General features: G+C 49.0%; 22 protein-coding genes and 1 pseudogene. 7 read left to right on the top strand and 16 right to left on the bottom strand.

Annotation, left to right across the window (positions count from 1 at the left end; all coding sequences use genetic code 11):
* Positions 1-9 precede the first annotated feature (9 nt).
* The 4 genes from ACQ5ES_RS10220 to ACQ5ES_RS10205 are packed head-to-tail and all read right to left on the bottom strand — an operon-like array spanning position 10 to position 2,953.
* Positions 10-480 (bottom strand): hotdog fold domain-containing protein, encoded by a 471-nt coding sequence (locus ACQ5ES_RS10220; RefSeq protein WP_445016486.1) that lies wholly within the window; start codon positions 478-480, stop codon positions 10-12.
* Positions 481-489: 9 nt separating this feature from the next.
* Positions 490-1,416, bottom strand: coding sequence for a phospholipase A (locus ACQ5ES_RS10215; protein WP_445016484.1), 927 nt, complete (start codon positions 1,414-1,416; stop codon positions 490-492).
* 9 nt (positions 1,417-1,425) lie between these two features.
* The gene (locus tag ACQ5ES_RS10210) at positions 1,426-2,457 is read right to left on the bottom strand and encodes a saccharopine dehydrogenase family protein (protein WP_445016482.1); all 1,032 of its coding nucleotides are present in this window, start codon (positions 2,455-2,457) and stop codon (positions 1,426-1,428) included.
* A 37-nt stretch (positions 2,458-2,494) separates the two neighbouring features.
* Positions 2,495-2,953 carry a YccF domain-containing protein gene (locus ACQ5ES_RS10205; RefSeq protein WP_445016480.1) on the bottom strand — a complete coding sequence of 153 codons (459 nt, stop codon included), beginning with the start codon at positions 2,951-2,953 and terminating at the stop codon, positions 2,495-2,497.
* Between the two features lie 149 nt (positions 2,954-3,102).
* On the opposite strand from ACQ5ES_RS10205, the gene ACQ5ES_RS10200 reads away from it, so the two are divergent.
* The 3 genes from ACQ5ES_RS10200 to ACQ5ES_RS10190 all read left to right on the top strand — a co-directional run bounded on the left by ACQ5ES_RS10200 (position 3,103) and on the right by ACQ5ES_RS10190 (position 5,219).
* A complete protein-coding gene (locus tag ACQ5ES_RS10200; protein WP_445016478.1) occupies positions 3,103-3,552 on the top strand; it encodes a BON domain-containing protein in 450 nt (149 codons plus the stop codon).
* 85 nt (positions 3,553-3,637) lie between these two features.
* Positions 3,638-4,489 (top strand): glutathione-dependent disulfide-bond oxidoreductase, encoded by an 852-nt coding sequence (gene yghU / locus ACQ5ES_RS10195; RefSeq protein ID WP_445016476.1) that lies wholly within the window; start codon positions 3,638-3,640, stop codon positions 4,487-4,489.
* On the top strand, positions 4,482-5,219 hold the full coding sequence (locus ACQ5ES_RS10190; protein ID WP_445016474.1) for an SAM-dependent methyltransferase: 738 nt from the start codon (positions 4,482-4,484) through the stop codon (positions 5,217-5,219). Before yghU ends, ACQ5ES_RS10190 begins: the two co-directional genes overlap by 8 nt.
* Here the strand turns inward: ACQ5ES_RS10190 and ACQ5ES_RS10185 are convergent.
* The 3 genes from ACQ5ES_RS10185 to ACQ5ES_RS10175 form a co-directional block, all read right to left on the bottom strand.
* Positions 5,216-5,656, bottom strand: coding sequence for a hypothetical protein (locus ACQ5ES_RS10185; protein ID WP_445016472.1), 441 nt, complete (start codon positions 5,654-5,656; stop codon positions 5,216-5,218). The genes ACQ5ES_RS10190 and ACQ5ES_RS10185 overlap by 4 nt on opposite strands.
* Before the next feature lie 7 nt (positions 5,657-5,663).
* Positions 5,664-6,203, bottom strand: coding sequence for a carboxymuconolactone decarboxylase family protein (locus tag ACQ5ES_RS10180; RefSeq protein ID WP_445016470.1), 540 nt, complete (start codon positions 6,201-6,203; stop codon positions 5,664-5,666).
* A gap of 117 nt (positions 6,204-6,320) precedes the next feature.
* Positions 6,321-7,238 (bottom strand): AraC family transcriptional regulator, encoded by a 918-nt coding sequence (locus tag ACQ5ES_RS10175; RefSeq protein ID WP_445016468.1) that lies wholly within the window; start codon positions 7,236-7,238, stop codon positions 6,321-6,323.
* 113 nt (positions 7,239-7,351) lie between these two features.
* Between ACQ5ES_RS10175 and ACQ5ES_RS10170 the strand changes: the two genes are divergently transcribed.
* Together ACQ5ES_RS10170 and ACQ5ES_RS10165 are read left to right on the top strand one after the other, a co-directional pair.
* Positions 7,352-9,682 carry a TonB-dependent receptor gene (locus ACQ5ES_RS10170; protein WP_445016549.1) on the top strand — a complete coding sequence of 777 codons (2,331 nt, stop codon included), beginning with the start codon at positions 7,352-7,354 and terminating at the stop codon, positions 9,680-9,682.
* Positions 9,683-9,698: 16 nt separating this feature from the next.
* Positions 9,699-11,840 (top strand): dihydrolipoyl dehydrogenase family protein, encoded by a 2,142-nt coding sequence (locus ACQ5ES_RS10165; RefSeq protein ID WP_445016466.1) that lies wholly within the window; start codon positions 9,699-9,701, stop codon positions 11,838-11,840.
* A gap of 52 nt (positions 11,841-11,892) precedes the next feature.
* Here ACQ5ES_RS10165 and ACQ5ES_RS10160 read toward each other — a convergent pair whose 3' ends face one another.
* Both ACQ5ES_RS10160 and ACQ5ES_RS10155 read right to left on the bottom strand, forming a co-directional pair.
* Entirely contained in the window at positions 11,893-13,302 is a 1,410-nt protein-coding gene (locus tag ACQ5ES_RS10160) for a GGDEF domain-containing protein (protein ID WP_445016464.1), read from the bottom strand.
* Between the two features lie 67 nt (positions 13,303-13,369).
* A pseudogene (locus tag ACQ5ES_RS10155) lies at positions 13,370-13,639 on the bottom strand (IS30 family transposase); the annotation flags it as partial.
* Here ACQ5ES_RS10155 and ACQ5ES_RS10150 point away from each other — a divergent pair.
* Together ACQ5ES_RS10150 and ACQ5ES_RS10145 are read left to right on the top strand one after the other, a co-directional pair.
* Positions 13,525-14,088, top strand: coding sequence for a uracil-DNA glycosylase family protein (locus ACQ5ES_RS10150; RefSeq protein ID WP_445016462.1), 564 nt, complete (start codon positions 13,525-13,527; stop codon positions 14,086-14,088). The pseudogene ACQ5ES_RS10155 and the gene ACQ5ES_RS10150 overlap by 115 nt on opposite strands.
* A gap of 39 nt (positions 14,089-14,127) precedes the next feature.
* A complete protein-coding gene (locus ACQ5ES_RS10145; protein WP_445016460.1) occupies positions 14,128-14,763 on the top strand; it encodes a cation efflux transmembrane domain-containing protein in 636 nt (211 codons plus the stop codon).
* Positions 14,764-14,769: 6 nt separating this feature from the next.
* On the opposite strand, the gene ACQ5ES_RS10140 is transcribed toward ACQ5ES_RS10145, so the two are convergent.
* From ACQ5ES_RS10140 to glmU, 7 genes are all read right to left on the bottom strand, one after another.
* A complete protein-coding gene (locus ACQ5ES_RS10140) occupies positions 14,770-15,021 on the bottom strand; it encodes a hypothetical protein (protein ID WP_445016458.1) in 252 nt (83 codons plus the stop codon).
* Between the two features lie 60 nt (positions 15,022-15,081).
* Positions 15,082-15,327: a GlsB/YeaQ/YmgE family stress response membrane protein gene (locus ACQ5ES_RS10135; RefSeq protein ID WP_445016456.1), complete on the bottom strand. Its 246-nt coding sequence runs from the start codon at positions 15,325-15,327 to the stop codon at positions 15,082-15,084.
* Between the two features lie 136 nt (positions 15,328-15,463).
* Entirely contained in the window at positions 15,464-15,847 is a 384-nt protein-coding gene (locus ACQ5ES_RS10130) for a DUF6632 domain-containing protein (protein WP_445016454.1), read from the bottom strand.
* 141 nt (positions 15,848-15,988) lie between these two features.
* On the bottom strand, positions 15,989-16,354 hold the full coding sequence (locus tag ACQ5ES_RS10125) for a cupin domain-containing protein (protein ID WP_445016452.1): 366 nt from the start codon (positions 16,352-16,354) through the stop codon (positions 15,989-15,991).
* Between the two features lie 149 nt (positions 16,355-16,503).
* The gene (locus ACQ5ES_RS10120) at positions 16,504-16,704 is read right to left on the bottom strand and encodes a DUF2188 domain-containing protein (protein ID WP_445016450.1); all 201 of its coding nucleotides are present in this window, start codon (positions 16,702-16,704) and stop codon (positions 16,504-16,506) included.
* A gap of 139 nt (positions 16,705-16,843) precedes the next feature.
* The gene (gene glmS, locus ACQ5ES_RS10115) at positions 16,844-18,676 is read right to left on the bottom strand and encodes a glutamine--fructose-6-phosphate transaminase (isomerizing) (protein ID WP_445016448.1); all 1,833 of its coding nucleotides are present in this window, start codon (positions 18,674-18,676) and stop codon (positions 16,844-16,846) included.
* A gap of 5 nt (positions 18,677-18,681) precedes the next feature.
* A complete protein-coding gene (gene glmU, locus ACQ5ES_RS10110) occupies positions 18,682-20,046 on the bottom strand; it encodes a bifunctional UDP-N-acetylglucosamine diphosphorylase/glucosamine-1-phosphate N-acetyltransferase GlmU (RefSeq protein ID WP_445016446.1) in 1,365 nt (454 codons plus the stop codon).
* Between the last annotated feature and the right edge of the window lie 174 nt (positions 20,047-20,220).

Here is a 20,220-nt window from a genome sequence, read left to right as displayed (position 1 = left end):
AACTCGGTTTTACGTTTTTCTCTGTTTTGCAGAAATATAGATGGTGATGGTGCCTTCGATGACGACGGAACCATCATCACGAAAACCTTTAACCACTACGTCGAGATCACCCGCTTGCCACCCGTCTGTCGCTGTTTCGGCGATGATGCGGATGTCACTGTCGGCTTTGGCGGTGTAATTTACCTTCATTCCCTTGGGAATCCAGCGTAAGTGTTTAGGTATACTTGCTTCGGCGAGCGCGCCCATTGCCATTTCCAGACCATTACATAGCGCAATCGCATGCACTGTGCCGATATGGTTCTGAACTGCCTTGCGTTTGCGAAAACGTACTTCACAATAATTCGGTTTCAGCTCAGTAACTAGTGGTTTAATGGTACGAAAATAAGGTGCTTTACGGGCAAAAAGCGCAGAAAATAACTGTCGCCCAAACGGGTAACGCAGGCATTTTTGATAAAGTTTTAGAAGGTAGTTGTCAGACATTTTGAGTACTTAAATGTTAAGTAATAAGAAACCTATGCCAATTCGGTTCTGGCGATGATTATAATCAATCAACGTTTCCCCGTAGCCCGAGAAAAACTGGATGTAAAAGCGTAAACCGTCGGGCTTGTTAGAATTTACCGGATGGGTGAAATCAAGCTGCCAGGAGCCACGATCCCAGGAAAACTCCCGGGTTTTGCGGGTTAAACTGTAAGTGCTGCTTTGATTACGCCAGGAAATTTTATTCTCAAAGTTGCCACGAAACCGCACTAAATCAGGATTGTCATCCTCGTCACCGACTTCATTAACACGTTGCTTCCAGGTGGTTTCCCACACCACATCGCCCCACTCGATAGCACCACCGAAGTGGAAATAATTCCAACTGCGTGAATCCGGCTTGGTCTGACCGTTGGATTCATGGGCAAACCCAACCTTCGCGAACCGAATCCGTGCTTCTCCCGGGATAAAGTCGAATTCATCGGTCCACGGCAGAATGTAAAACACCTCGGGGTTGTAGTTGGTACTGCGAAACGGTGACGAGTCATCTGAGTTCCACGCTTGCCATAACGACACTTGAGAATACGACACCCAGAGGTCCGCGTTTGGCAGTAATAAGTCCTCGAAGAGTTTCGTGCGTAACGAAATTTGCAGTTTAACTTCATTCGGCTTGTAACTTTCTAATGGCTCCGATGGCCCGCGAGTAGGCGACTGTGGCTGTGTGTTGATGTTGGAGCTATGATGAATCGGCAGCAGAAAGTTGGGCCGATAGGTGCGCAGCTGAAACACTCCGCGTTTATGCTTCTGCTCAAGCTCCCAAAAACGCCCCACCAGATCGTCCTCATTAAATTCCTCAGAGCTCAACCCTTGGTCTTGCCCATAGGCTGGTGCTAGCGTCATAACGCTCACACAAACCACCCCAGTCAACCATGCTCGCCACATAACCCTTCCTTACTTGATACGATAGCGCTCGATAAGTTCGGCGCCACACAGTTTTGCTGGGGTATAATACCCACCTTCAGGCTTTTCAGCTAATACATGTTGCGCTATATCCACCGCGCCATGGCTGGTTAGCTTGTACCCATTCATTACCTTTTCGCGCAACGTCACCACTTCGCCCTGAGCATTACTGGCCTCACCCCATACATAGGTAAGGGCTTCTTCCAGTTGTTTTTCATTCGGCCCCGCCGGCTGCTGCTCAACTTTTTTCTCGAGCCAGCTTTTGACCCATTCAAAACGTAACAACCACCGGAAGTAGTTCATGCGCTGCAAACGTTTTACGAGTTTAGGCGATGCCGGTATAAACACCTCAATACTTGGAATATCGGTAGTGTAATAGGCAGTGGAAACATCGCCCCATGGAATTGTCATGGCAAACTTCTCGCCGTTACCAAAATCGATGGTGCGCGTTTTGTACGCTAATGGAACGGATTCAATTTTTCCATCACGACGCACGGCGCCACCTTCGCCTAAACGTCGCACGCTGGTTTTAGCCGTGCCGCGACTCATTCGCGAAGCTGAGTCAAAGCCTAAAGTTAAGTGGTTCGCATCTGGCAGTCGCTCTTTCAATCGCGCCGCAACACAATCCGTTGGGATCACATCAAAGCCAACGCCAGGGCAGAGCACAACACCTGCCCGCTTCGCTTCTTCATCTTTACTGTGTGCGTATTCGAATACCGCGACTTCACCCGTGATATCAAGGTAATGAGTACGCGTAGCAATGCACGCATCGATCATAGGTGCTGCGGTCACCTCAAATGGACCCGCACAATGCACTACAAGCTCCATTTCTCCCAGAGCTTGGCGCAATGCAACAGCGTCTTGCAGATTCACCACCTGATAGGGGAGCTGCAACTGCCCCGCAACAGCTTTTAGTTTTTTCTCGTTACGTCCAGCAAGCACAGGTTCTAAGCCTTGGCTTTTCGCGTACTTAGCAACCAGCTCGCCGGTATAGCCATAAGCTCCATAGATCATCCACGTCATGCTGCACACTCCGTATTTAGTTGTCGTGTTTCTTTGATTATTTTTTCCGTAGGTTATTCACATACTCTTCTGCATTCTTTTGCCGCGCGGCCTGGGCAACCTCTTTAGGTACCACCGTTTGACCGATAGGCATTAACGCAATCACTGCGAGTTTCACATGCTGGATGCCAAATGGAATACCGATGATAATAATAAAGCAGGCAATGGCGGCAAAAATATGACCTAACGCCAACCACCAGCCAAAAAAGATTAGCCAAAGAATATTGCCTAGTGTACCAAATGCACTGGTACCAATATCGTCTTTCTGTTTTAACGCGCGGCGGTTAATCGCTTCATAGCCAAACGGGAAAAATGCAAAGCGGCCAATCACGAAACATGCTCGTGCCCACGGAATGCCGATAATGGTGATAAACGCAATCAACCCAGCTAACCACCAGCCTAAACCCATCACCAAACCACCAAAAATGAACCAAAGAATGTTTCCTAAAAGCGCCATAAATTCCCTCAGCTACTGTTCAGTTTAATCTGTTATTACTTTCGCACAGATCTTTAATTACGCAAAGCTAGGGTAAATAAGCTCGCAAATTTACAATTTATAGCTACCCTTATAGGCGGAAGTTAATCGTAAAAACAGGGGGTTAATTTATGAAAAGTACGAATCGTTTAGCGATCATCGCATTGTTGTCGAGCCTATCACTTGCAGCTTGCAGTCAAGCCGAGCAAGAGTCTGCAGAAGATCAAGCTGATCAAACCATGCAACAAGCGGATGAAGCAGCTGAAGATGCAGGTAATGCCATGGAAAATGCGGCAGAAGAAACCAAAGAAGCTGCTAATGATGCTATGGCGTATGCCGAAGAGAAAACCGCTGAAGCGGGAGATTTCCTTAGTGACGCAGCCGTTACTGCACGCGTAAAAGCAGCGTTTGTAGAAACAGGTGCGATTGATGCGATGTCCATCAACGTGGAAACCATTGACGGCAACGTCGTGTTAAGCGGTGTTGTGCCAACAAATGAAATGGCAGACCTGGCTGGACAGCTTGCTGAAGGTGTAGAAGGCGTTCAGTCGGTTGAAAATGACATTGAAGTCCAAAATTAAAATATAACCGTATAGCTATGATACAAAGGTGGCCAAGTGCCACCTTTGTTGTTTTAAATACGCAGCAACCAGCGGAGAAATCAATATGTCGTCAGATTACACCCCAGCTAAAGTTTGGCAATGGGATCAAGAAAGCGGCGGTAAGTTTGCCAAAATCAATCGCCCGATCGCAGGGGCCACTCATGAGCAAGAATTACCCGTGGGTGAGCATCCGTTGCAGTTATATTCGTTAGCAACACCGAACGGCGTCAAAGCGACCATTTTGTTAGAGGAATTACTCGCAACTGAGCACCCTGAGGCAGAGTATGACGCGTTTCTGATCGATATCACCGAAGGAGATCAATTTGGCAGCGGTTTTGTCGACATTAATCCAAACTCCAAAATTCCGGCGTTGGTTGACCACAGCACTAACCCACCTACCCGGGTGTTTGAGTCCGGCTCGATTCTGCTTTATTTAGCAGAAAAATTTGATGCGTTTTTGCCCACCGAACATGCCGCACGCACAGAAACCTTAAATTGGTTATTTTGGCAGATGGGCGCCGGTCCATTTCTTGGTGGCGGCTTTGGTCACTTTTATGCCTATGCGCCAGAAAAATACGAGTACCCTATCAATCGCTATACCATGGAAGTAAAACGGCAATTCGATGTGCTTAATCGTCAACTCGCCAACCATCGTTATATCGCTGGCGACGTCTACACCATTGCCGACATGGCAATCTGGCCCTGGTACAGCGCTGTGGTAAATAATGAAGCATACGACGCTGCAGAGTTCTTACAAGTGCATGAATATGAGCATGTCGTGCGCTGGGTCAACGAGATCGGCGAACGCCCCGCCGTACGTCGCGGCAGAATGGTAAACCGTACCTGGGGCGACGAAAGCGAGCAAGTGAAAGAGCGGCACAGCGTCGCTGATTTTGTTGGAAAAAACTATGACTAACTCTTGGGATGAACGCTACAACACTGATAATTACGTTTATGGCACCGCGCCAAATGATTTCCTGTTACAGCATGCGCCCGATCTTCTGGCCGCCTATGAACACCCCCATGTGTTGTGCGTCGCCGATGGCGAAGGACGAAACTCTGTCTACCTGGCCGAGCTCGGTGTCGAGGTGTGTGCTATGGATATATCGCAAGTCGGTTTAGACAAAGCACAGCAATTAGCAGCCCAGCGTGGGGTAAGTATTCAAACCGAATGCGTCGATCTAACCCAAGCGCAATTGCCGATTGCACACTACGACGGTATCGTCGCCATCTTCTGCCATCTGCCAAGTGCGGGGCGCGCGCATCTCTACGAGGAAATTGCCGCCAGTTTGAAGCCCGGCGGCTTCTTTTTGCTCGAGGCTTATACCTCAGCTCAACTGCAGCGTGATACCGGCGGGCCAAGTGATGTCGACCTCATGGTCTCACAAGCAGAACTCGTTCGCGCTTTTAAGGGTTATGAGGTGGAGATTAACCAAGAGCTTGAACGCGAGATCCATGAGGGCGACCGACATAATGGCACTGGTGCCGTCTGCCAGTTTATTGCGCGCAAACCCGCCGCTCGAGAACAGCGTTATCAGTTCACCGCCAACCGCGGCAAAGCATCACACAAACTTCGTTATGTAGAAAGCTCTGCCGACGCCAGCGGCGACTGCACGCTGTGCAAAGGGCCTTTGACGGACGACTAAGACTTAGCCTTAGATATTAACGCACCAAGCGTCTTAGTATCGTAATCACGCAAGTAAAACAATGCGAAGCACGCTGCCCACATTGGCCAAGCTGCAAAAAACAGCATGTTGTTAAAAGCATCTAAATATTGAGGGAATGACGACAGCGTCGAGGCGCCGTGTAAAATGAAAATCAGACCGTAACTAAAAAACTTCCAGAGTCCGGCGACGAACACTACACATAGTGCCAGCTGCAGGCCGCCCAAGACTGCGGCAAGGTTAGCTGATAAGCCACCAATCCCGTAAAAGCCCTCGAATACAGCTGCGGTGTGCCCGGGGTTCACAAATTTATCCAGTGCCCAGATAAACATTACAATAAAGACGCTAAGGCGCAGCGCCAAGAGGCTCCACGCGAGTTTGTTTTCGAGTTTCGATTGCGAGTTAGTTAATTCAGACATAAACACCTCACGCGAATTTTTTGAAGGGTTCATCAATCGGCGTTTCTGCCAAGTGATTGGTGTAATTGCTCATGGTTTTCTGCGCAATACCTAGTACCACTGCGAGCACATGCCGTTTTTCATAACCTGCAGACAAAAATGCTGAAACAGCGTCGCCATCGACATCACCACGTTGTTCAACCATTGTCTTAGTGAACTTCCGTAGTGCCTCTAGCTTTTCGTCACTAAGCGCTTCGTCAGCTTTGATGGACTCCGTAATGCCGTCATCTGCTCCCATATTCTTTGCTATTGCCGTGTGCACCGGTACACAGTAATGGCAGTTGTGGAAAACATTAATGGTCTGCCAGACGACAGTGAGCTCGTTTTTATCAAAACCAGCCTCTTTAAACAGTCCGTCGAGGGTTTGATAGGCTTCTAACAATTGCGGTGATTCCGCCATCACAGCAAATAAGTTGGGCACCATACCCATTTCGTCTTTTGCACCTTGCAAGCGTTTTTGACTTGCCTCTGGTGCAGAATCAATCGAATGAAGCGTAAATTTAGCCATTCCGTACTCCTACTTTGCGAATGAAAGTTACCACTAACTATAGCAATGACAGATCGAAACACGAGGTTTCAACAGGATTACCGGTGTTTTGATTGAGCAAGGCGTTGTTTCGGACAATTAAGTAGAAGTTCGGAACTCAAGAGCTGAACTCCCAGCATACTTTTTAAAAAAACGACCAAACGCGGTGGTCGACTGATAGCCTATTTTTGACGCAATCACTTCGATAGGTAGAGTTGAGGTGCTTAATAAATACTTTGCTTGATGAAAGCGAAGTTGATCAAGCAGTTTTTTCGGGGTTAATCCGGTTTTACGCAAACAGCGATCAGCAAAGGCACTCATTGACAAACAGGCTAGATTAGCCATTTTTTCAACGTCCCAATCATGCTCTGGTTGCTTAATAATCGCCTCTAACACGTTAGTCAGTGCGCTATCATGCAAACCAGCAAAGACACCTACGAGCCCTTGCTCGGTCGCAATGATCTGGCGCAACAAGTGTACCGCAAGCACATCGCTTAGGCGTTGTATCACTGTACGGTAGCCTGGCTTTTGTCTTAACGCTTCACTACGAATCATCGCCAACACTCCAGCCAACTGCTCGGTTTGCTCGCTATTTCGCAACACTATCCAGGGAGGTAACAGACTGAATACCAATGCCGAAGTTGTATTGACTTCATTTAGCTCATAGCAAATAACGCCATTTTCACGATGCTCAGGTGTACAGTAATCGTCGAGTTCGGCTAGACTGACTTGTGCCGGAACTTTTTCGCGACTGAGAAAATGCGATACGCCCTGATTCACAAAAACAGTATCACCTGCGCTAAGTCGTTGTGTTTGCTGCTCACTGTTTGGGAAACCGAGCCAACAGTGACCGCTGGTGACAATATGAAAGCCAACCTTCTCCGGTTCGTCGGCAAGTAACGACCAGTCACCGCACAGCCCCGATTCGAAGTGCAACTCGGTGCCTTGCGCCACCGAGGTTATCAAAGTTTCGAGTGAATCCGTTGTTTTGGTTGCTTGCTTCGGCGTTTTTGTCATTTACTAACTACCCTTAAACCGTCGATACTAGAAGGTATCGATAATAAACCAAATACTTAGTATAGACGTAAGTGTTTGACCTGATTTAGTTGGTGGAGTGAACTGTTTTGAAAATTTTATCCGTGGCTGGGTTTTTCCCAGTTTTTTTACCAGTTTTTTTACCTCTTAATGTGCTGGCACAAGAGAATGTCGAACCTGACGAAATCATTCAAGTGCATGGTTCGAAGCAAGAGCTGGTATTACCTAGCGAAGAACCTATAGAAGGTATTTTCGGCAACGCCGACACCTTGCGCGAGATCCCGCGTGCAGCCACCGTTATCACTGAGTCACTGATGCAGTCGGCGAACATCGATGATCTGCATGACATTGCTCGATTTGCCCCGAATAGCCACGCTGCTGCAGGCTTTGGTAACCCTTCATTGCCAAGTTTGCGGGGTCAGTTGGGTGAGTTATTTGAGAGCGGCATGCGTCGCCAGGCAGGCAATAATGGTCTTGGTGTACCTATAAGCTTAAATGCCATTGCTTCGATTGCGGTGGTTAAAGGCGCTCCACCAGTAATGCTAGGGACCACGCAACGCGTTGGTGGCTTTGTGCAGTTACAACCTAAGCGTGCGCAGTTGAATGCTTCCGGCACACTGGTGCGCGGTCGAATTGGCGAGTGGCAGCAGTATCGACTGCAGGTTGACCATAACCAGCTGTTCGCCGATGGCGAATCGGCCCTACGTGTTAGCGCTGAAGTCATTAACGAAGATAGCTTTTATGACTTTACCCAACTGCGTAGTGACGATCTGTTTGTGGCCTATGAATGGCAGCCCAATGCCGCGACACGCTGGTCCCTTGGCGTTGAGTACTATGATGTCGCCTGGACCGATAACGCTGGCATTAACCGTCCTACCCAAGCTTTAATTGATGACAATTTGTATATCACCGGCCAAGGCCAACAACCCAATGGGTCTTATGTTCCTGGCGCATTTGCGGTAATTAGCCCCACCGGACAAGTCGAGATCGATCGTAGTCAAGTGCTTACCGACCCACTCGATACCAATACCGCAGAAACACTGTTAGTGCACTCGAGTTTAGCGTATCAATTGAGCCAACAGTGGCTCATGGTTAACCGCAGCTACTATCAACACCTGGACCGCGAAGGCATTAATCAGAATAGTTTCGTGGAGATCATAGACGGCGCACAAACCTTTGAACATCGTCTCGAACTGCACTATGCCGACCAAACCGTGTTTGGCGTCAATATGCGCTACAACGATGTACTTGGCTACAGTCAGTTCACTACCGAAGCGGATTTACCCATAGATTTAACCGGCAGCCTTGCCCAACGTAGAATCCCTCTCACTGCAGAGCAGCGTGCCCGGCTGGTTGAACTGCGCCCGGGTGTTTACGTATCACCAGGCACGCAATACGATCTCAACAACGATGGGGTCGGTGATTTTAATCTTTCCGACACCACGGATTCCACCAGCTACCAGTGGGGCCTTTTCGCCCAACACAAATGGCAATTGACCGATCGCTTACTCGCCACCTTTGGTGCGCGAGCCGACTACTACGATGTTGAAGCGCGGGATGCTATTGCGCCTGCCGGCGTCACTCCGGGTCGCGATACCCACAGCGAATGGTTAAGCGCTGCCAGCTTTGCCTTGCAGTACGACATCAATAACGAACTCATGCTCTATGCCACTGCTTACGACAGTGATTCGACGTCGAATTCAATGGCTGGCGGTACAGTGCTTAATGCCAACCAACAAATCGACCCGCAAAATTTTGCGACCGAAAACCGTCTTTACGAGGTCGGCGTAAAATATGCGCCAACGGGAGCCCGTTGGTATGCCGATGCAGTGCTCTTCGATCAACGCCGTAGCTTGCGTAACCGCGATGGTTCCAACAGCGGTATTCGTTCAGAGGGTATTGAAGCGCAATGGCACTACGACCATGGCAATGGCTTTTGGGCAACGGTCGCAGCCAGTTATATCGATGCTTATTTTGATAACTCAGCCGCTTTTCAGGGAACCCGCCAAGTCGCTGACGCTTTTGATGACTCGCGGCCCGACATTATCGATGGTACCGGCGTTGGTGCACCGAACTTTGCTGCGTTCCCAGCGTCCTATCAACAACTACAGGGCGTACCGGAAGTGCAGGCTTCGGCAGTGATGGGCTGGCGCGTGAACGAGCAGTGGACCGTCGGTGGCGATTTGAGCTATACCAAGTCATATCCATTGGACTACTTGCAGACGGTATTTATTCGCGATCAGCACCAGCTAAATTTGTCGACCGAGTATCGCTTCAGCGAGCGTTTCCACGCGCGCCTCGACATCATTAACGTGACCGATCAGCAGAACTGGGCACCGGTATTTGAAGGTGGCTATTTTGGTGCGACCCTTGCGTTTCCGTCGCTTCCTCGCCATGCTCAGTTGAGCTTTAGCTACAACTTCTAATCTAACCGGAGCTCTCATGTCGTATAAAAAACTACTGTTTATAGCCATTATCATTGCGCTGGTAGGCAGTGTTTTTGTATTTGACCTGACCCAGTATTTAACCCTGGACCAGCTTAAACAACAGCAACAAGCGCTAAATCAGCTGTTCACCGAGCGGCCGCTATTTTTATTTGGTCTGTACTTTGCCATTTATGTGGTCTGCACCGCACTCTCCATTCCGGGGGCTACAGTTCTGACTTTAGGGTCTGGCGCTATTTTCGGGCTGGGCTGGGGCTTGTTGCTGGCATCTTTTGCAAGCTCCGTCGGTGCTTTATTGGCTTTTCTTAGCGCACGCTGGTTGTTTCATGATTGGGTACAGAAAAAGTTTGGCCAACGGTTGCGCGCGATCAACGAAGGTATTGAACGTGACGGTGCGTTTTACCTCTTGAGTTTACGGCTGGTGCCTTTGTTCCCGTTTTTTGTCATCAATCTGGTCATGGGTCTTACCAAAATTAAGACCTGGACTTACTATTGGATCAGCCAAGTAGGTATGTTGTTAGCAACTGCAGTCTACGTTAACGCCGGTACCCAACTGGCAGAAATTTCCAGCTTAGGTGATGTGCTCTCGGTCGACTTGCTCGGCGCTTTAGTGTTACTCGGCTTAGTCCCAATACTGGCCAAGTTCATTCTTAGTTTCTTAAAACGTCGCCGCGCTTATGGCGGTTTTACCAAGCCTAAATCGTTTGATACCAACCTTGTTGTCATTGGCGCTGGCTCAGCTGGGTTAGTGAGTGCTTACATAGCCGCAGCAGTCAAGGCCAAAGTGACCTTGATCGAAAAGCATGCAATGGGTGGCGACTGTTTGAATACCGGTTGTGTGCCATCTAAAGCGTTATTGCATGTCGCCAAGAGCATTCGCCAAACCCGTGACGCCGAACAGCTTGGGGTAACCAGCCGCATTGAAGCAATTGACTTCGCCAAGGTGATGGATAACGTACAACAGGTCATCGCACGTATTGCGCCACATGATTCAGTCGAGCGCTATACCAAACTTGGCGTTGACGTCGAACAGGGCGAGGCGACCATCGTCTCGCCCTGGCAGGTCAAGGTGGAAAGCCCTGCAGGCTCGAAACTTATCAGTACCCGCAGCATCATCATCGCCACTGGCGCTCGTCCGCTCGTGCCTAACTTCCCGGGGTTGGACCAGGTTGATTACCTGACTTCTGAAAACTTATGGCACCTGCGCGAACTGCCGAAGCAATTGTTGGTTCTCGGCGGCGGCCCCATCGGTTGTGAACTGGCACAAGCCTTTCAGCTACTTGGTAGTCAGGTTACTGTGGTGGAAATGGCTTCACGCCTGCTTGCTAATGAAGACACTGATGCCTCAGCCCTGGTACAAAAACAATTACGCGATGATGGCCTCGATTTACGGTTAAATCACAAAGCTGTGGAGTTTACTGAGCGAGATGGCGAATGCGTGCTGATCGCTGAACACGAAAATGAAAACGTGGCGTTGCCGTTTGATCGCGTACTGATTGCCCTTGGCCGACAGGCTAACCTCGAAGGTTTTGGTCTTGAAGAGTTGGGCGTTGAAACAGGTAAAACTCTTAAAGTTAACGAGTTGCTGCAAACCAATTTCCCTAATATTTATGGCTGCGGCGATGTCGCTGGACCTTACCAGTTCACCCATGTTGCTTCGCATCAAGCTTGGTATGCGGCGGTGAATGCGCTATTTGACCCATTCAAGACGTTCCGGGTCGACTATTCGGTTATTCCATGGGTGACGTACACCACACCAGAGGTGGCTAATGTCGGTCTAACCGAGCAGGTCGCCGACGAGCAAGGGGTGGATTACGACGTCACCGAGTACGATATCAGCGATTTAGACCGCGCTATCGCCGATCAACAAGCCTATGGCCGCATTAAGGTACTCACAGTCCCAGGCAAAGATAAGGTTTTGGGCGTTAACATTGTCGGTGCTCAAGCTGGTGAACTGTTAGCTGAATATGTGCTAGCGATGAAACATGGTATCGGCCTGAATAAAATTTTAGGCACCATCCATAGCTATCCAACCATGGCCGAAGCGAATAAATCTGTGGCCGGTAATTGGAAGCGCGCGAATGCACCGGAGAAACTTTTGAACTGGGTGCAGAAATTCCACAGCTGGCGCCGCAACTAAAGGTTTTTTGATTATTGAATAGAGGAAGCTCTAAGAAATTGATTAGAGCTTTTTATATCTTTCTGCTACCTGATGTTGAGATGACGCGATTTCGCCCTTCGCGCTTTGCTGAATACATACGGTCATCGGCAGTGATCATTAAAGATTTATAGTTATCTCCATCTACACCAAATGAAGCCACACCAATACTGACGGTAAAGCTAATTATTCCTTCTGCGGTTTTTACAACTTTTACTTCACTATTGGCTCGGATCCGCTCGGCAACAACAACAGCGCTTTCACTAGTGGTACCAGGCAAGACTAATGCGAATTCTTCACCACCAACTCGACCAAACACATCACTCGGCCGCAGAACTTTCTCAACCAATTCGGCGAATGTTTTAATGACTTCATCGCCAATCGAGTGACCATATTGATCATTGATTTGTTTAAAGTTGTCTAAGTCTAGAACGAGAAATGAGAGGGGGAATCGACTGCGTTTCGCTCGCTCAATTTCCAGCTTTCCTTGATTTTCAAATTCACGTCGATTCGCGCATCCGGTCAAGGAGTCTTTTGATGCTGAAATTGCTAAAGCTTCATATGCTCGCTCTAGTTCAACCAAAGTGCTTTCTGCACGTAGCTTCTCTTTTTGTAGTTTTTCCATCAGTTCTGCTTGGCTATAAACTTCATGAAAAGACCCGGTAGTAAGAAACGCTTGAATAACACCGAAACTTAGCATCATGAAACCAGCACTGAAGCACAGGTGAGCAAACCACCATAGATGGTCCCAAGCAGACGCCAATAGAAAAGCAACAGAGGATTGAGCAAAAAACAGCAAAGACAATGCATAGATAATCATTAAAGAGGAGTTCAAGCGACGTATTACGATCATCCCCGCGCAAATCAGCATAATGACTAGCGCCGAAACTTCCATGACCCAACGCGAGAGACTTGCCCATTCCGATACAGCTAATTGGTAAAGCGAAAGATTAAGAATTACAAAAATGACAGCCCAAACGAACCAATAAAACGGACGTTTTACCATACTTAATGGAGTGCTTGTTCGTCCATAATAAATCAATCCAGCCAACAAGAAGCAGGCCATAACAAATCGTGAGCCTGGGCCATACAAAATAAACACCATCAAGTGCTCTTGGGAAAGGCGAGTGAACACTCCGTGCATTGCATAAACTATTGTAAATCCGAGAAAGGCTAACGTTAGGAATAACAAAAACAACTCTTGGGTCTTACGAAAACATAGATAAGTCACGTACGCTATAAAAGCGCTTTGCAATATCGAGAAACTAATCGCTATCTCATGAACGAGGTGGTGCTCGAAGTAATAATCATTTCCATGAAAAAAATAAAGATAAGCTATTACAAACGCTGGCGCGAAACCGAGCAGTAGAAGAATAAATATTCCATAACTTTTCACTAACGCTCGTGTAAAGCTCAAAAATTGAACTCCTCTTTCTTCCGCCATCCGTAATGCCTTTTTAATATTTCATTACGCCGACCTATAAGGTTAAACTAATCATTCCTAGATTCAACTAATAAAAGCAACACTCGCTCATAGCTTGTTGCAATTGCTCTTTAAAAATTATATCTGGCTGAATAAACCCCAGAGTTTTCCGAGGTCTTAAATTCAAGCGCTGCTGATAAACAGCTATCAGTTCGTTGGTTACAGTGCGTAAGTCAGTACCTTTTGGCACGTATTGACGCAATAACCCATTCGCATTTTCGTTTGCGCCGCGCTGATACGAAGCATACGGATCAGCAAAATAAACATCCGTATCTAGCGATTCTGCGATGCGTGCATGCCTCCGGATTGCCTTTCGACGATGCTAGCGACGATCGACTACGCAGCTGGTTAGGCGTCGATCGTGATGCCTTTTATGATCCTCAGAAGTTCGCCATCTTACCCATGGGATTCTGTTATCCCGGTACCGGCAAATCCGGCGATTTACCGCCACGACCTGAATGCGCGCCGCTTTGGCGTGGCCGGCTACTCGCTGAGCTGCCCAAACTCGAGCTGGTGCTGGCCATCGGTCAGTATGCTATACGCTGGCATTTGCATGACCAGGGGCTGGGTTCCAGACGCGATAACCTGACCCAGACTGTGTCACGCTGGCGTGAATTCTGGCCACACGTATTGCCCATGCCGCACCCAAGCCCCCGCAACAACATCTGGCTTAAACGTAACCCCTGGTTTGAAGCTGAGGTGGCACCCGAACTGCAGCGCCGGGTGCACTTACTACTCAACCGTTAGCTGTGATAAAATGCGCGCGTTGTTAATCAGGAGAGTTTAATGAGTAGTTGCTGTGGCACCGACACCCAGGCACAGATTAATAATGCACAACGTAAACTGCTGTGGACAGTTTTAGTTCTTAATGCGGTGATGTTTTTCGTTGAGTTTATTGCTGGCTGGATCGCCCAGTCAAGTGGCCTCATTGCTGACTCGTTAGACATGCTAGCCGATGCACTGGTTTACTCTGCTAGCCTGTACGCCGTTGGCAAGACCTTGAAGCACAAAGCAAATGCAGCGCTGTTAAATGGTACCTTGCAGCTCGTCTTAGCCAGCCTTGTTATCCTTGATGTTGTCAAACGCGTTATCTTTGGCAGTGCGCCCAATGCTGACATGATGCTTTCCGTAGCTTTACTTGCATTGGTTGTGAACGTCATTTGCTTTGCACTCCTGTACCGCTTCCGCAACGGCGACCTCAATATTCGTGCCAGCTGGATCTGCTCACGCAACGACATGCTGATGAACGCTGGCGTTATTTTCTCGGCGTTACTGGTAAGTTCTCAGAACGCAGCATGGCCAGATCTACTGGTTGCCCTCATCATTGCTGCCATAATCATTTTTTCAGCTCTTGGCATCGTCCGTAATGCGCTGCAAGTGCGCCGCGGTGAAGCTGATAAAATTGAGGATTGCTGCAGTTAATCGAAACTACTTTACCATGACCTTACCGCCAACGATCTTATAGGCGGGGGCACCACGGATCATGGTTTCGCGGGCGAATTCCTGACCACAGCCAGGGCAAATGCCGACTTCAGTGGTGTGATTTTCAACGATACGCTCGACGAAACACTTTACCAGCGCGCCTTTGCCGCCCTTACGATACTTATAAAGTGGCGCGCGGCATTTGCTGCAGCTGATTTGCACGGTTCGATGAGGTTGTTTCTTGCGAGGTTTAGCCATGCCGGGTCATGTTACTGACTGGCATGGCAAATGCAATATTGATTAGAGACTTAAAGAGGGTCAGGCTTTTTTGAGTGCCCGCACAATAACAAGTAACACGATAGCTCCGATGGTTGCTACGACTATACTGCCGATTAAGCCACCGTTACTAGATAGCCCCAATAAATTGAACAAAAAACCACCCAGCAACGCACCAATAATGCCAATGACTATATTACCAAGAATTCCGAAGCCGCCACCTTTGACCAATGTTCCTGCTAGCCAACCAGCGACAAGACCTACCAATAGAAACCATAAAAAGCTCATTGGATTTTCCTTTTTTGTTTAAGACACATAGTGAAATAACTACCTCTTAAACATAGCAAAGATAAACGAAGTTACCAGCGGGTGAGAGATTCTACAGCTGACTTGCGACTGTCCCGAAGAGCTCTGAACACCGCTACTAGTTTTGGTGTTTCTTCGGCACCAGATACCACAACACTAGTGCGACCAAAAATAATGCGGGCACATCGCCCAACAGATTGGCGCGTTCAGCGTCGTCAACGAGAGCCTGAATGAGCATGATCCCGCCGTGTACGATACTTGACCAGATGGTAAACCAGATAAGACTTAGATTTGCGAGCGGATCTTTTGCCGCGCGAATAAGAAATACGCCTAAAGTAATGTATAAACCCATCATCATTTGTTCGTATTCAGGCTGCCGCGGCAACCAGCTCCAACCAGATGGCCAAATCCACATCATCATCGCCGGTATGCCAAGGATAAAAATAACGCCAATAACCATAAGAGCTAACTTTAGAAATTTGAGCTTGTTTGCTTGATCCACGGGATATCTCCTTACGTGGGTTACTATTCGGTTGCGTTCGGATAAATAGTAGAATAGGTCAGATTTCTGAAAAGGGTTAATTTTGCGGCGAGTCAAAGGTCAGGGCGCTTGATTGGTGCAGTATGCTGGATAATCCGATCATTAGATCCACACATCGTTTTGAGCGGTTTTGCTACTTCCTGCTTCGCCGGTATTCACCACACCGCGCGGCTCGATCAGCAAAACCTTAGCCTCGGCCGCCGCGTAGGGCTTGTGCTCTACGCCTTTAGGGACCACGTACATTTCCCCTGCAGCCAAATCCACATGCCCATCGCGGAAGTCGATTCTGAGGTTACCTTCCAGGACGATAAAGGTTTCGTCGGTATCTTTGTGCTCATGCCAGACAAACTCGCCCTCCAACTTCACCACCTTAAACTGGTAGTCATTCATCTCAGCGATCACTTTTGGTGACCACTGCTCGTCAAAGAGCCCGAACTTGTTGTTAAAGTTTATTGCCTGATAGGTCATTTATAGCCTTTTAGCGTAATTTTAATTGTGTTTGAGTTGGAGATGGGATATTCAGGATCGCCGGAGAGATGATTATTAGCCGCCGGGAGTTATTCTCAGACCCGCCAGCGGCTAAACGCTTACCAAAATTTATGAAACTCTTGGCAAAATTATTCTGCAAAAGAGTTTCTGTCACGTATTTTGCCATCCCGATCGGTGATAATCAGCTCACTTTTCTGCCTTTTCGCAGTTTCTCGGGCGGCGTCAATCGCTTCCTGTTGGGTGTCGTGTCGACTTGTCAGGCGCTCATTTCCTTCGCCCCTCACTCCCCATCCGTCATCTGTTAAAACAACCCACTGATTAGTACCCATAATAGTCACCACTATTTTTTCGAGCAGAATTACTCTCTAGTAAGACTGGTATATATTTCCCGAAAATCAATGGTCAATTTTTAACCAAATGATTAGGCGTATTTTTTTCAGAGAATGAGATTTCACCATAACCACCCCGTTACTCCACGGTCACCGATTTCGCCAGGTTACGCGGCTGATCCACGTCGGTGCCTTTGATGATGGCAACAAAGTACGACAGCAGCTGTAGCGGTATGGTGTAGACGATAGGTGCGATGAGTTCGTCACAATGGCTAACGTTGATCACGCGCATGCTGTCATCGCTTTTGAAGTGAGCATCTTTGTCGGCAAACACGTACATGATGCCGCCACGGGCGCGGACTTCTTCAACATTCGACTTCAGCTTCTCGAGCAATTCATCATTCGGCGCGACCACGATAACCGGCATTTCCGCATCAATCAGCGCTAGCGGGCCATGTTTAAGCTCACCGGCGGCGTAGGCTTCTGCGTGAATGTAGGAAATTTCTTTCAGCTTCAGCGCACCTTCCATAGCAATCGGGTATTGCGAGCCGCGGCCGAGGAACAGGCTGTGGAACTTGTCGGCAAACTCTGGTGCCAGCGCTTCAATTTCATCGCTAAGCAGCAATGCTTCTTCAAGTTTTGAAGGCAGGGCTTTCAAAGCGGAGACGATATGTTGTTGTTTGTCGCCCGATAAGCCGCGTGACTGACCCAGAGCCAGCACCAGCATCATCAGGCCCACCAGTTGCGTAGTAAAGGCTTTGGTCGACGCTACACCGATTTCAGTGCCCGCACGGGTCATGTAGGCTAGGTCCGATTCGCGCACCATTGACGAGGTCGCCACGTTACAGACGGTTAACGACCCCTTGTAGCCGAGCTCTTTCGACAAGCGTAAAGCGGCGAGGGTGTCTGCGGTCTCACCCGACTGAGAAATGGTTACCAGCAAACTATTCGGATGGACATGCGACTGCCGATACCGGAACTCGGACGCGATTTCGACGTTACACGAAACGCCTGCCAGCGCTTCCAACCAGTAGCGTGCAACCATACCTGCATGATACGAGGTACCACAGGCGACAATTTGCACGTGCTCAATATCTTTTAGCAAGTTCATCGAACCTTCACCAAAAGCATTGTCGGCAACTTTTCCCTCTACCAAACGACCTTCGAGTGCGTTACGCACGGCGCTGGGCTGCTCGTGGATCTCTTTCAGCATGAAGTGGCGATAGTTTCCTTTGCCACCCGCGTCGTACTGACCGTCAGACTCATGAATCGCGCGTTTGGCCCGCTGGCCAGTTTTATCATAGATCTTGACGTCGGTGCGGGTGATATCCGCCATGTCACCTTCTTCAAGGTATATGAATTTGTGCGTCACTGGTAATAACGCCAGTTGATCAGAAGCAATAAAGTTCTCGCCGATACCCAGACCTATCACTAATGGGCTGCCTGAACGTGCAACCACGAGGCGCCCGGGGTCCTGACAATCTATTACTACGGTGCCATAGGCGCCATCGAGTTGTTTTACCGCAGCTTGTACCGCGTCGAATAAATCCGCGTGGGATTGCTTTTCGTGATGCACCAAATGGCAAATGACTTCGGTGTCGGTATCAGAGCGGAATTCATACCCTAACCCGCGCAGTTTTTCGCGTAGTTTGTCATGGTTTTCAATGATGCCGTTATGCACCACTGCAATGCTATTGTTCGAAATGTGCGGGTGCGCATTGGCTTCGGTCACACCACCATGTGTTGCCCAGCGGGTATGTGCAATGCCTGTGGTACCGCTAAGCGGATGCTCACCCACTGCGTCTTTAAGCTCTTGCACTTTGCCTGTACGGCGTAAGCTTTGGATGATGCCATTATCAGTTAATACCGCCAGCCCCGCTGAATCGTAACCACGGTACTCAAGACGTTTCAGGCCTTCCAATAAGATCTCGCTAATGCGCCGCTCTGAAGTGGCGCCTACAATTCCGCACATACTGCTTATCCCTTTTTCTGTGGCCGTTCCCAGCCAGTAATATTGCGTTGCTTACCACGTGCTATCCCAAGCTCGTGGTCGTCGACGGTTTTGCTGATGGTCGAACCTGCGCCTACCGTCGCCTGCTTGCCGATACGAACCGGCGCCACCAAGGAACTGTTGGAGCCAATGAAGGCGCCATCGTCGATCTCAGTGGTAAATTTGTTCACGCCATCATAATTACAGGTGATGGTGCCTGCACCAATATTCACGCCTTCACCGATAATGGCATCACCCAAATAGGTCAGATGATTGGCTTTAGAGCCTTTGCCGAGACGGGTCTTTTTCATTTCGACGAAATTGCCGACTTTGGCGCCTTGCTCAAGTACTGAGCCCGGTCGTAAACGGGCGTAGGGGCCCACTTCGCAATGCTCCGCAACTTGTGCTTCTTCGACAATGCTATGTGATTTGATCCGGCTGCCGGCGGCAATGCTGCAGTTCCGCAAAATGCAGTTGCTCTCGATAACCACGCCTTCGCCCAGCTCGACATGGCCTTCAAAAATCACGTTTACATCGACGATTACATCGTTGGCGATGCTCACCGTACCGCGCACATCGATGCGTACCGGATCAAGCAGGGTGGCGCCGTCCATCATCAGTTGTTCCGCCTGACGCTGCTGATACGCACGCTCTAATGCCGCGAGTTGCACACGGTTATTCGCACCTTCAACTTCGTGAATGTCGCGAGGTTGGGTCGAGGCGATAGCGACACCTTCTTGTGCCGCCATGGCAACGATATCCGTCAGGTAGTACTCACCTTGTGCGTTGTCGTTGGAAAGCTGGCCTAACCAACGTTTCAGCGCTTTGCCCTGAACCAGCATCATGCCGGTGTTCGCTTCAGTAACCTGGAGCTGCTCTGGGGTGGCATCTTTTTGTTCAACAATACCGGTAATTTTGCCATCACCATCGCGCAAAATACGGCCGTAACCGGTCGGATCGGGGAGGGTTACGGTCAATAGCGCAAGGTCGGTTCCCGTGCCGGCGTTAATTAAATCCCGCAGGGTTTCCACGCGAGTCAAAGGCACATCGCCGTATAAAATAAGCACATGCTCGTCGTCGTTCACGTGCGGCACAATTTGCTGCACCGCATGCCCGGTACCAAGCTGCTGTGCTTGTTCAACAAAACTCAACTGCTGCCCACTAAGACGCTCAAGTAACGCCTCAGCACCGTGGCCGTAAATCACATGAATGGCGCTCGTATCCAGTTGCCGTGCGCTGTCGATCACATGTTGCACCATAGGTTTATGGGCAACCGGATGCAGCACTTTTGGCAACGCCGAACGCATGCGGGTGCCCTTACCAGCGGCAAGAACCACTACACTCAATGCCATGAATCCTTCCATTTTTTCGGTTGGTGAATCTGAAGGCCCTATTCTAGCTAGATTACAGGAAATTAACAGGAGGAAAATTGCGTTGTAAGACTCAGGCTTACAGACTTTGCAGAATATTTGCACAAAAAAACCCAGCACGAAGGCTGGGTTTTACGTTTATTGCTTCTGTGGGCT

The sequence above is a fragment of the Pseudidiomarina xizangensis genome, from assembly GCF_052541995.1.
Note: the sequence above shows the minus strand (reverse complement) of the source record. Positions and strands in the feature narration are given on the sequence as shown.